Origin of the sequence: Pseudomonas sp. SBB6 (assembly GCF_024213215.1) — a bacterium.
Taxonomy (GTDB): Bacteria; Pseudomonadota; Gammaproteobacteria; order Pseudomonadales; family Pseudomonadaceae; genus Aquipseudomonas; species Aquipseudomonas donghuensis.
Window position 1 is genome coordinate 219,172 of sequence record NZ_JANAVH010000003.1, and the last position, 13,380, is coordinate 232,551.

Genomic DNA, 13,380 nt, shown 5'->3' on the forward strand with positions numbered 1-13,380 from the left:
TGCTGGCTATCTGACTGACAGCGCCGCGCGTTTGAGGGTCTCGCTGGGCAGCTCCCTGAACAGCTTGCGGTAGCTGTCGGAAAACCGTCCCAGGTGCCAGAACGACCAGTGCATGGCCACCTCGGCCACGGTGGTGTCGCTGGGCCCGCTACTGAGCAGTTCACGCCGGGCACTGTTGAGCCGGCGCAGGCGTAGCCACTGTGCCGGGGCCATGCCGGTGAAGGCCTTGAAGGCGTGCTGCAACTGGCGCAAGGACACCCCGGCGACCTGCGACAGCTCCAGCAGATTGAGCGTTTCTTCCGGGCAATCGGCCGCCCATTCGCCGACCTTTCGCATGATCGCGCGCTCTTCGGTACGCCGCCACAACGCCCCGCGATCGAGGCAGATGCACGCGTTATCGAGAATGAACAGACAGTCTTCGAGCAGTTGCCCGGCCAGCGCATCCTGGCTTGGCGGGTCGAGGGTCTGCGAGATGCGCGTGAGGGTCCCGCTCAGCCAGCGGCTGAACAGGTCGTTCTGCATCGAATTCAGCGGCGCCATGAACAGCCCGTCGAGGCGGGCGATGTCCAGACCGTGGCGCTGGACGAATTCCGGGCCGAACACCACCGCTACTTCCTGGTAGTTCTCCGGGGTGATCCAGATGTTGCGGCTTTCGCCATTGAGCACGTAAAGGCTGTGGTCGCTGCGGTCGAAGCAAAACGCCAGGGAGCCGGCCGGCGCACTGAAATTCTGCTCGATCCGGGTGTTCATGCACTCTTCGTAGATCTCCACGCCCTGCAGGTCAAGGCAGCGCAACTGGCCGGCGAAATGCCCGGGAGACATCTGTTGGTAATGCTGGGTCCAGCCTGGGGTGGCGCGGACCTGTTCGGTGACATCGGCGGTGTTGAAAGCCTGGACCCGCAAAGGCGTTGACGCTGTCATGAGCTGCTCTTTATGCACTCTTTTGGTGCATTTTAGTCTTGCTGAAAGTGGATAGATCGAATGCGCACGCGTCACCCAAGATAGACCTCAACGCGCTACAGGGGAAGCCGCTCGGGTGGCAAGCCGGTCGCAACTGCCGGTCCTGGCGTGGATAAAACCAACAACGAGGTCTTTATGAATGCCCCTTTCGATCAGCTGTCTGCGTGGCTGAAAGAACACAAGATTACCGAAGTCGAGTGCGTGGTCAGTGACCTGACCGGTATCGCCCGCGGCAAGATCGCACCGACCAACAAGTTCCTGCATGAACGAGGCATGCGCCTGCCGGAAAGTGTGCTTCTGCAAACGGTAACCGGGGACTTTGTCGACGACGATATCTACTACGACCTGCTTGATCCCGCCGACATCGACATGATCTGCCGCCCGGATTCGGCCGCGGTGTATGTGGTGCCGTGGGCCATCGAGCCGACCGCCGTGGTCATCCACGACACCTTCGACAAGCAGGGCAAGCCGATCGAACTGTCGCCGCGCAACGTGCTCAAGAAAGTCCTCAAGCTCTACACCGACAAGGGCTGGCAGCCGATCGTCGCCCCGGAGATGGAGTTCTACCTGACCCAGCGCTGCGAAGACCCGGACTTGCCGCTGCAAGCACCGCTGGGCCGCTCGGGCCGGGCGGAAAGCGGTCGGCAGTCGTTCTCGATCGATGCCGCCAACGAATTCGACCCGCTGTTCGAAGACGTCTACGACTGGTGCGAAGCCCAGGGCCTGGACCTCGACACGCTGATCCACGAAGACGGCCCGGCGCAGATGGAGATCAACTTCCGTCACGGCGACGCCCTGGACCTGGCCGACCAGATCACCGTGTTCAAGCGCACCATGCGCGAGGCGGCGCTCAAGCACAACGTCACCGCCACCTTCATGGCCAAGCCTGTGGGCGACGAACCGGGCAGCGCCATGCACCTGCACCAGAGCGTGGTCGATATCGCCACCGGCAAGCCGATCTTCGTCGACGCCGACGGGGAGATGAGCGAGCTGTTTCTGCACCACATCGGTGGCCTGCAGAAGTACATCCCCAAAGTGCTGCCGATGTTCGCCCCCAACGTCAACTCGTTCCGCCGCTTCCTGCCCGACACCTCGGCGCCGGTCAACGTCGAATGGGGCGAAGAGAACCGCACCGTGGGCCTGCGCGTACCGACCTCGAGCCCCGAGGCCATGCGCGTGGAAAACCGCCTGCCAGGCGCCGACGCCAACCCCTACCTGGCGATTGCCGCCAGCCTGCTGTGCGGTTACCTGGGCATGGTCGAAAAGATCAACCCCAGCGCGCCGGTGCAGGGCCGCGCTTATGAACGGCGCAACCTGCGCCTGCCGATCACCATCGAAGACGCCCTGGCGCACATGGAGGACTGCCCGACCATCGAGCAGTACCTGGGCAGCAAGTTCGTGCGTGGCTATGTGGCGGTCAAGCGTGCCGAGCACGAGAACTTCAAGCGGGTGATCAGTTCCTGGGAGCGCGAGTTCCTGCTGCTCAGCGTTTGAGCTCGACCTTGTAACAAGTATCGAAAACAACAATTCGAAAAGGTGTCGATATGCGTCCCATGAAAACAGTCGTTACTGCAACCCTGGCGCTGCTGGTCAGCGCCGCGGCCCAGGCCCAGCCCAGTGTCAGCGTGTACAACTGGACCGACTACATCGGTGAAACCACCCTGGCGGACTTTCAGGGCAGCACCGGTATCAAGGTCATCTACGACGTGTTCGACTCCAACGAAACCCTGGAAGGCAAGTTGCTGGCCGGTCGCACCGGCTACGACGTGGTGGTGCCGTCCAACCACTTTCTGGCCCGCCAGGTCAAAGCCGGGGCCTTTGTGAAACTGGACCGCGAGCAGTTGCCGAACTGGAAGAACCTCGACCCGTTACTGCTCAAGGCCCTGCAGGAGAACGACGCCGACAACCAGCATTCGGTGCCCTACCTGTGGGGCACCAACGGCATCGGCTACAACGTCGACAAGGTCAAGCAGGTGCTGGGCGTCGATCACATCGACTCCTGGGCAGTGATGTTCGAGCCCGAGAACCTGAAAAAACTCAGCCAGTGTGGCGTGTCGTTCATGGATTCGGCCGACGAGCTGTTCCCGGCCATCCTCAACTACATGGGCATGGACCCACGCAGCAATAACCCTGAAGACTACAAGAAGGCGGAGGCGAAACTGCTGACCCTGCGCCCCTACATCACCTATTTCCACTCCTCCAAATACGTCTCGGACCTGGCCAACGGCGATATCTGCGTGGCCTTCGGTTACTCAGGCGATGTGTTCCAGGCCGCCAATCGCGCCAAGGAAGCCAAGAACGGCGTCAACATCGCCTACGCCATTCCCAAGGAAGGCAGCAACCTGTGGTTCGACCTGCTGGCCATCCCCTCCGACGCCAGCAACCGCAAAGAGGCCTATGCCTTCATCAATTACCTGCTCGACCCGCAAGTGATCGCCAAGGTCAGCGGCGTGGTCGGCTACGCCAACGCCAACCCGCCGGCCAAGCAGTACATGGATGCGCAACTGGTCAACAACCCCGAGGTGTACCCGCCCCAAGAGGTGCTGGACAAGCTGTATGTCTCCACCACCCCGACGCCGGCGATCATGCGCCTGATGACCCGCTCCTGGAGCAAAGTGAAGTCGAACAAATGAACCAGCACACCTCTGAACACGCCCGCTCCTACTACAGCGCCACGGCCCACAACCTGGCGGCTTACCCTGCCCTGGGCGCCGAACTGCAGGCCGATGTCTGCGTGATCGGCGGCGGCTTTACCGGCGTCAACAGCGCCATCGAACTGGCCCAGCGCGGGCTCTCGGTGATCCTCCTCGAAGCCCGGCGCATCGGCTGGGGCGCCAGCGGTCGCAACGGCGGCCAACTGATTCGTGGCATCGGCCATGAAGTCGCAGGTTTTGCCCGTTACGTCGGCGAGGACGGGGTGAAGTACCTGCAACGCGCCGGCATCGAATCGGTCGAGGTGGTAGCCGAGCGCATTCAGGCGCACGGCATCGATTGCGACCTGCGCTGGGGCTTTTGCGAACTGGCCAACACCCCGGCGCAGTTCGCCGCCTTTCGCGCAGAACAAGAACACCTGGCCGAGCTGAACTATCGCCATGAAACACAATTGGTCGGCCCCCAGCAGATGCATCAGGTGGTCGCCGCCGACGTCTATGCCGGCGGCCTGATCGACCGCGGTTCGGGCCACCTGCACCCCCTCAACCTGGTGCTGGGCGAGGCGCGCGTGGCCGCGTCCCTCGGCGTGCGCCTCTTCGAACAGAGCCCGGTGCTGGAAATCAGCCATGGCGCCACCGTGCAGGTAAAAACCACCCACGGTACGGTGCGCGCCGGCAGCCTGGTGCTGGCCTGCAACGCCCACCTGGATGAACTGGAGACACGCCTGAGCGGCAAGGTGCTGCCCGCCGGCAGCTACATCATCGCCACCGAGCCGTTGTCACAGGCGCAGGCTGAGCAACTGATCCCGCAGAACCTGTCACTGTGCGACCAGAAGGTCGGCCTGGACTACTATCGGCTGTCTGCCGACCGGCGCCTGCTGTTCGGTGGCGCCTGTCACTATTCCGGGCGCGACCCTGTGGATATCGCCGCCTACATGAAGCCGAAGATGCTCAAGGTATTCCCGCAACTGGCGCACACCCGCATCGACTATCAATGGGGTGGCAAGATCGGCATCACCGCCAATCGCTTCCCCCAGGTCGGCCGCCTGCAACAGCACCCGAACGTGTTCTACGCCCAGGGCTACAGCGGCCATGGCCTGAACGTCAGCCACTGGACCGCGCGGCTATTGGCCGAGGCCATTCATGCCGGGCACAGCCAGGGCCTGGATGTGTTCAGCGCCGTGCCGCACCTGACCTTCCCGGGTGGCAAGGCCCTGCGCTCGCCACTGCTGGCCCTGGGGATGTTCTGGTATCGCCTGCGTGAGGTGCTTGGCTGAGTCAGCCTGCCGCCGGCAACACGCTCAGCGGATCGATCGGCTTGCCGTTCTGGCGGATCTCGAAATACAGCTGCACCCGGTCGGTATCCAGGTCGCCGGCTTCGGCGATCTTCTGGCCCTTGCTGACGGTCTGGCCTTCCTTGACCAGCAACTTGCTGTTGTGACCGTAGACGCTGGCATGGGAGGTGCCGTGCTGGAGGATGATCAGGTTGCCGTAACCACGGATGTTCGTCGCGAACGCTACCTTGCCGCCGAGGCTGGCGTACACCGGCTGGCCCGGTGTGGCGGCGATGCGGATGCCCTTGTTGAGCTTGTCGGCGGACGAGTAGCGGCGGATCACCGTGCCCTGCAGCGGCCATGCCCAACCGCGCAAGGTGACCTTGGTGGCGGGCGTCACGGGTCTTGCCTTGCTGGCGCTAGCGGTGCTCGTGGTGGTCCGTGTGGTGGTTTTTACGCCGCCAAAACGAATGGTCTGGCCGACATTCACCGCATAGGGCGCGCTGATGCCGTTGTAACGCGCCAGCTCCTTGAAGCTCCAGCCATGACGCGAGGCGATCGAATACAGGGTATCGCCGCGCTTGACCTTGTAGGTGCCGGCCACGACTTTGTTGGCAGAGGTACCGGGGCTTGGGGAATGCGAACTGCATGCGGACATCGCCAGCATTACGGCGATCAGAACAAACCTGAAAAACACACCACTTCCTTTTCCCGGAGACGCCATTGACGAGGGCGCTACTATAAATCAGTCGGCGACATTACGCGGCAAAGTCCGTGCAAGTTCGATAAAGGCGCGGGTCGCTGGCGAGATGATTCGCTCATCGACCACCGCCAGCCCCACCGTACGCTTGACCTGCGGATCGAGCGGGCGCTGCACGTACTCCAGGGTCGTGCTCAGCGGCAGGGACGCCTGGGCAACGATGCTCAAGCCTTCACCGCTGGCGACCATCTCCAGGGTGCTGAGCAGTTGTGAGGTGCGGTAGCGAATGCGTGGTTGCAGCCTGGCGCTGAGAAACAGGCGCGAGACGATCTCGGCGGACCCGGCCTCGGTCAGCACGAAGGGATCGCGGCAAAGCTGCTGGAGGGTCACCGCCGGTTGCTGCGCCAGCGCATGATCAACAGGCAGCAGCGCGACCATCTGGTCTTCCAGCAACGGATAGGTGTCGAGCTGCTCTTCAGGCAGCACCACGAAACCGATATCGATGCGCCGCTCCTGCAACCATTGCAACACCTGGCGATCCGGGCCCTCGTCGACATGCACTTCGATGCCGGGGTAGGCCTGACGGTAAGCCTTGAGTATCGCCGGCAACAAACGCACCGACGCCGTCGGCCCGAACGAACCGATGCGCAGCGTGCCCTGCTTCATCCCTCGCGCATCCAGGGCCTCCTGGCGCATGGTTTCGGCCAGGCCAAGCATCGTTTGCGCCCGTTGCAGCAAGCGGCTGCCAATATCCGTCAGTTCGATCCGGCCCTGCTGGCGTTCGAACAAGGCCACGCCCAGCGCCTGCTCCAGGGCGCGAATAGCGTGGGAAACACCGGATTGCGAGATGTTCAGTTGCGCCGCCGCGAGGGTAAAGCCTCTGCGCGCCGCCACCACGGCGAAAATTTCCAGCTGGGTCAAGGTCATCGGCAGCAGCCCCATGAGCATTTGCTCATTTCCCTATGAGTTTGCATTCGAACAAGTATGGCGTATCGACGCCACATCGTCAGCCAGGGCCTACCTATGCCAACTCACGCTTGCACCTTTCTGAAACTCGCACTGGTCGCGATGATCTGGGGCGGCACCTTCGTCGCCGGACGCGCCCTTGCCAGCGGTATCGATCCGCTGTTTCTCGGCAGCCTGCGCTTCATCCTCGCTAGTGCGGTGCTGGTGATCATCCTGATGGTTTCGAAACAAGGCTTGGTGCGGGTCAACACAACGCAGCTCGTGCAAATCGTGGGGCTGGGCTTTTTCGGGATCTATGCCTATACCCTGTTCTTCTTCCACGGCTTGCAGTACACGGACGCCTCCAGAGCCTCACTGATCGTTGCGACCAATCCTGCCGTCATGGCGATCGTCGCCTACCTGTGCTTCAGGCAACGCCTGGGCAGGGCCCAACTGCTGGGCGTCGCCCTGTGCCTGCTGGGCGCCGGCTGGGTGGTGCTGGCCCGAGCCCCCGGGGCGCTCGGCCAGGGCCACGGGATCGGCGACGGGTTGATTTTCGGCTGTGTACTGAGCTGGGTGATCTTCAGTGTGTTCTGCACCCGCGTAGTGAAGCAGATCGGTGCGCTGCACACCGTGACCTATGCGGTGTTCGCCGGGGCGCTGATGCTCGGTTTGCACGCTACGCTCAACGGCAGCATGAGCCTCGCATCGCTGCGCGCGCTGACGGCGCGCGACCTCCTCAGCCTGGCCTATCTCGGGGCTGTGGGTTCCGCGCTGGCATACGTGATGTACTACGACGCCATCGCTAAAATCGGTCCGACCCGGGCCGGCAGCTTCATCGCCCTCAACCCGCTGACCGCCGTGGTAGCCGGCGCCCTGCTGCTGGGCGAGCAACTGACTGGTGCCATGCTGGCCGGCGGCACCCTGGTGATCCTTGGCATACTGCTGGCCAACCGGGTGCCGACGCCGCTCAGTTGTCCTGCTTCCAGTGCAGGTTCACCGTGCCAGTCTGACCCGGAACAAGGGTGACTGCGCTCATCTGCTGCTCGCCGTTACGCGAGGCGAGCAGATTGTATCGGCCCGGCGGCAGCTTCACGTAGACCATCGGCCCGACCTGATTCAGTTGCAGCAGGGCTTGCCCCTGCCCCCCTTGAATCGTCAGGTCGACGTCCGGCACATACTCGTTCTGCGGGCCGGTCGAGAACGTCAGATGCAGGTTGTAACCCTGAACTTGCTGAATAGCCCGTGACTCATCAAGGCCAATACCGCCAATGACGTAGCTCACGCCATTCTGCTCCTGGGGCTGCAAGTTGACCCCGGACATGTCGATCGGCTCCTGGTACTGCGCAGCCTGCAAGTACTGGGCTGGCAAGCCCAACTGGGCCGCGGCCAGTGCGGTGATTAACGCAAGTGTGCTGAAGGACTTCATTGCCATGACTCCTGCGCTACAGCGTCGATACCATTTTACCCCGCTCATTCCTGACGTTTAGATCGATTCGGCGTGAGGGGCGCGGGCAATACAATGACGGTTTGATAGCGTGCTAGAGTCTGCGGCCCAATCTGAAGGTGGACCCTGAATGGACCTCTCCCCCGCCGAATGTCAGCTGCTGCAGGACCACCGCCTGGCCCTGTTCGAGGGTTGCGTGATCTTCGACAGCCAACCGCCCATTGACGCAGCCAACCTGGCCCGCCTCGAAACTCACCTGAGCGGCCCGGTGCCCGAGCAACTGCTGCGGTTGTGGCAAACCTGCTTCGGCGGTCGCGTTGGCTATGACCTGGAGGTGGTCTACGACGGCCACCGTCATCCGTTTTCCTTCAGCGAGCTGTTCTATCCGGACAGCGACGGTTATCGCGACCTTTGGGGCTGGATCGAGCACGAACTGGAGCAGGCCGAAGAAGCCGCCCGCGCAGCAGGACACCCGTGGAGCGGCAAGTTGGACTACCTGCCGTTCGGTGGTTTCGAGTACCTGGAACGCCTGTACGTGTGCGTCACTCCGGGGCCCGAGTACGGCGCGGTGATTGCCTGGAGCCGTGGACTGCCGCCAGCCTGGGCCGGCAGCCTGCACCAGGACAGCCTTGCCCGCATCGCCGATGACGTCGGCGCGCTGTTGCGCCTGCTGGCCTACGAAGCAGATCCCTTCGCCCCAGAGACTGAATACAGCAGCGCCAGCGAACTGCTTGAAGCACTGGATGAACTGGACAATGACGGCGAAGCGGGCATGGCGCTCAAAGCCCGACTGGCGGCATTGCTGCGTCAACGGGTACTGGACTGGCGCCCGGCACTGGCTGACGGCAGCCTCGCCAACCAGCCCCGCTTGCGCCAACTGGCAATGCTCGATGCCGCCGAACACGGCGACATCGAGCGTCTGGACGCCCTGCGCAAAGCCGGCTGCGACCTGAGCGAGGCGCTGCGCGGGCACGCCGCCAGCCTGGAGTGCTGCCTGCAGCATGGGCACCTGGCAGCGGCCAACTGGTTGCTCGACCAGGGCATCCCGGTGCAAGCCGACACGCTCTTGGTGGCTGCTGCCCAGGTGACTCCGGCATTGGCCTGCCGCTTGCTGGACATGGGTGCCTTGAGCGACCCCAACGCCGTGCTGAGCGCCGTTGCCCAGGGCCACATGGAAAGCGCCGAAGTCATGGCCCGCCCGCTGCTTGAAGCATCGCAGGCCAGTGCCGACGCGTTGCGCAAAGCGCTGGTCGAGCGCGCCGAGCAGCAGCGTCGCGACGCCAAGCGGATCAAGGCTGGCAAGCTGTACAGCAATCTCGGTTTCGAGCAGTACCTGGCCGAAGCTGAACGCATGGAAACATTTCTGCGCCAGCACGTGCACTGAGGCCTTGAACGGGCCCGCGACAGCTGAACGTCGTGGGCAGCCGTTCTTTGAAATAATCAGATACAACTGAGCGTGAAGCTGAAGCTTCAGGGGCGCTTATCATAAAAACGCATCTGTTAATAATTCTCATAAACAACAGCGTTTTTATTTGTGCAGGTAGCTCCGCTCATGACACGCGAACTCACCCCCGGTCGTTCCTCCCGCCCCTTCATGGCTTCGGCCATCGGCCTGGCTGTCGCCTCGGCCTCAAGCTATGCCGTCGCCGACAAAGCACCGTCCTCCCCGCTACAGCTGGACAACATCAACGTCGACGCCCAGGCTGGCGGTGACTACAAGACCGAACGTTCGGCCTCGAGCAAGTACGCCACATCACTGCTCGACACGCCACAAACCATCACCGTGGTGCCTTCCCAGGTCATCAAGGAGCAACAGGCCCTGAGCCTGCGCCAGGTGCTGTCCAACGTCTCCGGCATCACCTTCAACGCTGGCGAAGGCGGCGGTGGTTCGGGCGACAGCATCAACATCCGCGGCTTCTCGGCCAACAGCAACATCCAGATCGACGGCCTGCGCGACAGTGCGCAGACCAACCGCACCGACACCTTCAACATCGAGCAGGTCGAAGTCATCAAGGGCCCCAACTCGGTGTTCGGCGGTGCCGGCACTACCGGCGGTACCATCAACATCATCAGCAAGCAGCCCCAGAACCAGGCATTTACCCGCCTGGGCGGCAGCGTCGGTACCGACAACTACTACCGCATGACCCTGGACAGCAACCAGCCGCTGGAAGGCGTGGGGCAAGACAGCGCATTTCGCATCAACCTCATGGGCCACCAGAACGATGTCGCCGGTCGCGAGCAGATCGACCGGGAACGTTGGGGTGTCGCGCCGTCCCTGCGCCTGGGCCTGAGCGAGTCCACGCGCCTGACCCTGAGCGCCTTCCACCAGGTCGATGACAACCTGCCTGACTACGGCGTACCGGCCCTGGACGGCAAACGCCTGGCAGGGGTTAACCGCGACGACTATTTCGGCTGGAAGAACCTCGACAAGGAAGAGATCGAGCAGAGCTCGCTGACCGCCAACTTCGAGCATGACTTCAACGACAACCTGCGCCTGCAGAACCTCACGCGCTACAGCCATATCGCCCGCGATACCACGGTATCCGCTTCCCACGTCAATACCACCGGCGTCCCCCCGGGCCGTTACCGCCCCGCAGGCCCGCAAGGCTATGGCCGCGACGCGACCACCGAAATGTGGATCAACCAGACCAACCTGATCAGCAACTTCAATGTGCTGGGCATGCGTCACGACCTGGTCAGCGGCATTGAAGTGTCACGTGAAACCCTGGACCTGAAAACCTACGGCTATGGGCTGAGCAACGCCCTGTACCCTGCCAACGGCTACGACCTGAGCAACCCGCCGGGGTACTGGTCGGGACCTGCCAACAAGGCCACCAGCGGCTACACCGAGACCGAGCTGAACAACCAGGCGCTGTACCTGTTCGACACGATTGCCCTGCATGAGCAATGGGACCTGAACCTGGGGCTGCGCTACGACATGTTCAAAGGCGAGGCCCAGGGTTACGACGCCGCCCGTGTGCGCACCTCCGACTTCGAATCGACCGACGAGAAACTCAGTGGCCGCGCCGGGCTGGTCTACAAGCCCACAGAGAATGGGCGCATCTACCTGGCCTGGGGCAACTCCTTCAACCCCTCCGCCGAAAGCCTGGCCTCCACCGGTGGCGGCCTGAGTGCTACCACTGAAAACCTCGCCCCGGAGAAAAACCAGACCTGGGAACTGGGCACCAAATGGGAGTTGCTCGACAAACGCCTGGAGCTGGATGCCGCCCTGTTTCGCGTCGAGAAGACCAACGCGCGCGAAACCATGGCCGACGGCTCGACCCAGCTGGCCGGCAAGCAGCGCGTACAGGGCGTGGAGGTCGGCGTGACCGGGCACATCACTGAACAGTGGGATGTGTTCGCCAACTACACCTTCCTCGACAGTGAAACCCTCAAGGCCGCCGACACCGCAGCCGGTATTGCCCGTGAAGGCCAGGCGCTGGGCAACACCCCGCCACGCTCGCTCAACCTGTGGACCACCTACGAGCTGCCTGCTGGCTGGACCCTGGGCTATGGCGCGCGTTACGTCAGCGAACGCAACGTGACCTCCAGCACCAGCGCCAAGCTTGACGCCTATTGGCTGCACAATGCGATGGTGGCGTACCGGGTCAACGAGGACCTGGATCTGCAGCTGAACGTCAACAACCTGTTCGACAAGGACTATGTCGAACGTGTCCGCCAGCAAAACGGTACCGGGGCACGTTCTTCGGCAATCGAGTATGGCGATGCGCGTTCGGCGATTCTCTCGGCGACCTACGCGTTCTGATTGGTAGGAGCGAGGATGCAACCTGCCTCGCGATTGCGTATGTCCTTCATATCGCAATCGCGGGGCAAGCCCGCTCCCACAGAAACGAAAAAGCCCGCGACCTTTGCAGGTCGCGGGCTTTCTCTTACAGCGTATGGTGGGTCGTGTAGGATTCGAACCTACGACCAATTGGTTAAAAGCCAACTGCTCTACCAACTGAGCTAACGACCCGTTGGATGGCGCGTATAATACTGATTTCTAACAGGAAATCAACACCCCATCGCAAAATAATTTAAAAATATCGGGTCGGGTCCTCTACACCGGCGGCTTTGAAGCCTTCGGCGCGCAGGCGGCAGCTGTCGCATTTACCGCAGGCACGGCCTTCATCATCGGCCTGATAGCAAGAAACGGTCAGGCTGTAATCGACCCCACGGGCCATGCCGGCCTGGACGATCTGCGCCTTGCTGAGGTTCTGCAGCGGTGCCTGGATGCGAAAGCCCCGCCCTTCGACACCGGCTTTGGTGGCAAGATTTGCCATGCGCTCGAAAGCCTCGACGAACTCCGGACGGCAATCCGGGTAGCCGGAATAATCCACGGCGTTGACGCCGATGAAGATATCGCGGGCCTCAAGCACCTCTGCCCAGCCCAGGGCCAAGGACAGGAACACCGTATTGCGCGCAGGCACGTAGGTGACCGGAATGCCTTCGCTCGGCGCCTCGGGTACATCGATGCTGCTATCGGTCAGGGCCGAACCGCCAATACCGTCCAGGCTCAGGCCAATGACCTTGTGCTCGACCACGCCCAGGTCACGGGCAACCCGCGCGGCGGCGTTCAGCTCAGCGCGATGGCGCTGGCCGTAGTCGAAGCTCATGGTGTAGCAGCTATAGCCTTCGGCCTTGGCCATGGCAACCACGGTGGCCGAGTCCAGGCCGCCGGAAAGCAGAATTACCGCACGTTTCTCAGTCATAGCATCGCTCCTGTCAGCGTCCCGGTTCGTCGTTCCACAGCAGCTTGTGCAGCTGCATCTGAAAGCGAACCGGTAAATTATCGGCCACGATCCAGTCGGCCAGGTCAGTGGCGCTCACCTGATGGTGGCTTGGCGAGAACAGCACTTCGCCGGCGCGTTTTTCCAGGCCGTACTGAATGAGTTTGGACACCGCCCAGTCATAGTCTTCGCGGGAACAGATAACGAACTTGACCTGATCGTTGGGGGTCAGCAGTTCGATGTTCTCGTAACGGTTGCGGTGCACTTCTTCCGAGCCTGGGGTCTTGAGGTCGACGACGCGGCTGACCCGGGTGTCGACCTTGGAAATATCCAGGGCGCCACTGGTCTCCAGCGAAACGTCGTAACCGGCGTCACACAACTGCTTGAGCAAAGGAATGGCATTGGGCTGGGCCAGCGGCTCACCACCGGTGACGCACACGTAGCGCGGCTTGTAACCGGCGACCTGGTCGAGGATCGAATCAAGGGTGCGGATGCTGCCGCCGCTGAAGGCGTATTCGCTGTCGCAATACTGGCAACGCAACGGGCAGCCGGTGAGGCGGACGAATACCGTGGGCAGCCCAGCGGTACGCGTTTCACCCTGCAAAGAGTAAAAAACTTCGGTGATACGTAATGTGTCTTGCATAGTCGCCACGGGCGTAACAGCTAAACAGGC

General features: G+C 62.4%; 12 protein-coding genes and 1 tRNA gene. 6 read left to right on the plus strand and 7 right to left on the minus strand.

Annotated elements, in window-relative coordinates; genetic code table 11:
* Positions 1-6 precede the first annotated feature (6 nt).
* On the minus strand, positions 7-921 hold the full coding sequence (locus tag NLX68_RS07075; protein ID WP_254283451.1) for a helix-turn-helix domain-containing protein: 915 nt from the start codon (positions 919-921) through the stop codon (positions 7-9).
* A gap of 174 nt (positions 922-1,095) precedes the next feature.
* Here NLX68_RS07075 and NLX68_RS07080 point away from each other — a divergent pair, with 174 nt between their 5' ends.
* Genes NLX68_RS07080 through NLX68_RS07090 form a run of 3 tightly spaced genes read left to right on the plus strand, consistent with a single transcriptional unit; the run spans position 1,096 to position 4,888 of the window.
* On the plus strand, positions 1,096-2,454 hold the full coding sequence (locus NLX68_RS07080) for a glutamine synthetase family protein (protein ID WP_254283452.1): 1,359 nt from the start codon (positions 1,096-1,098) through the stop codon (positions 2,452-2,454).
* Positions 2,455-2,504: 50 nt separating this feature from the next.
* Entirely contained in the window at positions 2,505-3,593 is a 1,089-nt protein-coding gene (locus NLX68_RS07085) for a polyamine ABC transporter substrate-binding protein (RefSeq protein ID WP_254283453.1), read from the plus strand.
* Complete coding sequence (locus NLX68_RS07090) at positions 3,590-4,888, plus strand: FAD-binding oxidoreductase (RefSeq protein ID WP_254283454.1); 1,299 nt, start codon at positions 3,590-3,592, stop codon at positions 4,886-4,888. Before NLX68_RS07085 ends, NLX68_RS07090 begins: the two co-directional genes overlap by 4 nt.
* A 1-nt stretch (position 4,889) precedes the next feature.
* On the opposite strand, the gene NLX68_RS07095 is transcribed toward NLX68_RS07090, so the two are convergent.
* Positions 4,890-5,582 carry a peptidoglycan DD-metalloendopeptidase family protein gene (locus tag NLX68_RS07095; RefSeq protein WP_254283455.1) on the minus strand — a complete coding sequence of 231 codons (693 nt, stop codon included), beginning with the start codon at positions 5,580-5,582 and terminating at the stop codon, positions 4,890-4,892.
* A 48-nt stretch (positions 5,583-5,630) separates the two neighbouring features.
* Positions 5,631-6,512 (minus strand): LysR family transcriptional regulator, encoded by an 882-nt coding sequence (locus NLX68_RS07100; protein WP_254283701.1) that lies wholly within the window; start codon positions 6,510-6,512, stop codon positions 5,631-5,633.
* 96 nt (positions 6,513-6,608) lie between these two features.
* Here NLX68_RS07100 and NLX68_RS07105 point away from each other — a divergent pair, with 96 nt between their 5' ends.
* A complete protein-coding gene (locus NLX68_RS07105; RefSeq protein WP_254283456.1) occupies positions 6,609-7,559 on the plus strand; it encodes a DMT family transporter in 951 nt (316 codons plus the stop codon).
* On the opposite strand, the gene NLX68_RS07110 is transcribed toward NLX68_RS07105, so the two are convergent.
* Positions 7,501-7,959 carry a carboxypeptidase-like regulatory domain-containing protein gene (locus NLX68_RS07110; protein ID WP_254283457.1) on the minus strand — a complete coding sequence of 153 codons (459 nt, stop codon included), beginning with the start codon at positions 7,957-7,959 and terminating at the stop codon, positions 7,501-7,503. The two genes, NLX68_RS07105 and NLX68_RS07110, sit on opposite strands and share 59 nt — an antisense overlap.
* A 148-nt stretch (positions 7,960-8,107) precedes the next feature.
* Here NLX68_RS07110 and NLX68_RS07115 point away from each other — a divergent pair, with 148 nt between their 5' ends.
* Together NLX68_RS07115 and NLX68_RS07120 are read left to right on the plus strand one after the other, a co-directional pair.
* Complete coding sequence (locus NLX68_RS07115) at positions 8,108-9,361, plus strand: SMI1/KNR4 family protein (RefSeq protein WP_254283458.1); 1,254 nt, start codon at positions 8,108-8,110, stop codon at positions 9,359-9,361.
* A gap of 168 nt (positions 9,362-9,529) precedes the next feature.
* The gene (locus tag NLX68_RS07120; protein WP_254283459.1) at positions 9,530-11,743 is read left to right on the plus strand and encodes a TonB-dependent siderophore receptor; all 2,214 of its coding nucleotides are present in this window, start codon (positions 9,530-9,532) and stop codon (positions 11,741-11,743) included.
* 134 nt (positions 11,744-11,877) lie between these two features.
* On the opposite strand, the gene NLX68_RS07125 is transcribed toward NLX68_RS07120, so the two are convergent.
* The 3 genes from NLX68_RS07125 to queE form a co-directional block, all read right to left on the minus strand.
* Positions 11,878-11,953, minus strand: a tRNA-Lys gene (locus NLX68_RS07125).
* Positions 11,954-12,014: 61 nt separating this feature from the next.
* A complete protein-coding gene (gene queC, locus NLX68_RS07130) occupies positions 12,015-12,689 on the minus strand; it encodes a 7-cyano-7-deazaguanine synthase QueC (RefSeq protein WP_254283460.1) in 675 nt (224 codons plus the stop codon).
* A gap of 13 nt (positions 12,690-12,702) precedes the next feature.
* Positions 12,703-13,350 carry a 7-carboxy-7-deazaguanine synthase QueE gene (gene queE / locus NLX68_RS07135; protein ID WP_254283461.1) on the minus strand — a complete coding sequence of 216 codons (648 nt, stop codon included), beginning with the start codon at positions 13,348-13,350 and terminating at the stop codon, positions 12,703-12,705.
* Between the last annotated feature and the right edge of the window lie 30 nt (positions 13,351-13,380).

What these genes read in the sequence shown, in the direction of transcription:
- NLX68_RS07075 (WP_254283451.1), bottom strand. Translation starts at nt 921, where the DNA reads ATGACAGCGTCAACGCCTTTGCGGGTCCAGGCTTTCAACACCGCCGAT.
- NLX68_RS07080 (WP_254283452.1), top strand. Translation starts at nt 1,096, where the DNA reads ATGAATGCCCCTTTCGATCAGCTGTCTGCGTGGCTGAAAGAACACAAG.
- NLX68_RS07085 (WP_254283453.1), top strand. Translation starts at nt 2,505, where the DNA reads ATGCGTCCCATGAAAACAGTCGTTACTGCAACCCTGGCGCTGCTGGTC.
- NLX68_RS07090 (WP_254283454.1), top strand. Translation starts at nt 3,590, where the DNA reads ATGAACCAGCACACCTCTGAACACGCCCGCTCCTACTACAGCGCCACG.
- NLX68_RS07100 (WP_254283701.1), bottom strand. Translation starts at nt 6,512, where the DNA reads ATGACCTTGACCCAGCTGGAAATTTTCGCCGTGGTGGCGGCGCGCAGA.
- NLX68_RS07105 (WP_254283456.1), top strand. Translation starts at nt 6,609, where the DNA reads ATGCCAACTCACGCTTGCACCTTTCTGAAACTCGCACTGGTCGCGATG.
- NLX68_RS07110 (WP_254283457.1), bottom strand. Translation starts at nt 7,959, where the DNA reads ATGAAGTCCTTCAGCACACTTGCGTTAATCACCGCACTGGCCGCGGCC.
- NLX68_RS07115 (WP_254283458.1), top strand. Translation starts at nt 8,108, where the DNA reads ATGGACCTCTCCCCCGCCGAATGTCAGCTGCTGCAGGACCACCGCCTG.
- NLX68_RS07120 (WP_254283459.1), top strand. Translation starts at nt 9,530, where the DNA reads ATGACACGCGAACTCACCCCCGGTCGTTCCTCCCGCCCCTTCATGGCT.
- queC (WP_254283460.1), bottom strand. Translation starts at nt 12,689, where the DNA reads ATGACTGAGAAACGTGCGGTAATTCTGCTTTCCGGCGGCCTGGACTCG.
- queE (WP_254283461.1), bottom strand. Translation starts at nt 13,350, where the DNA reads ATGCAAGACACATTACGTATCACCGAAGTTTTTTACTCTTTGCAGGGT.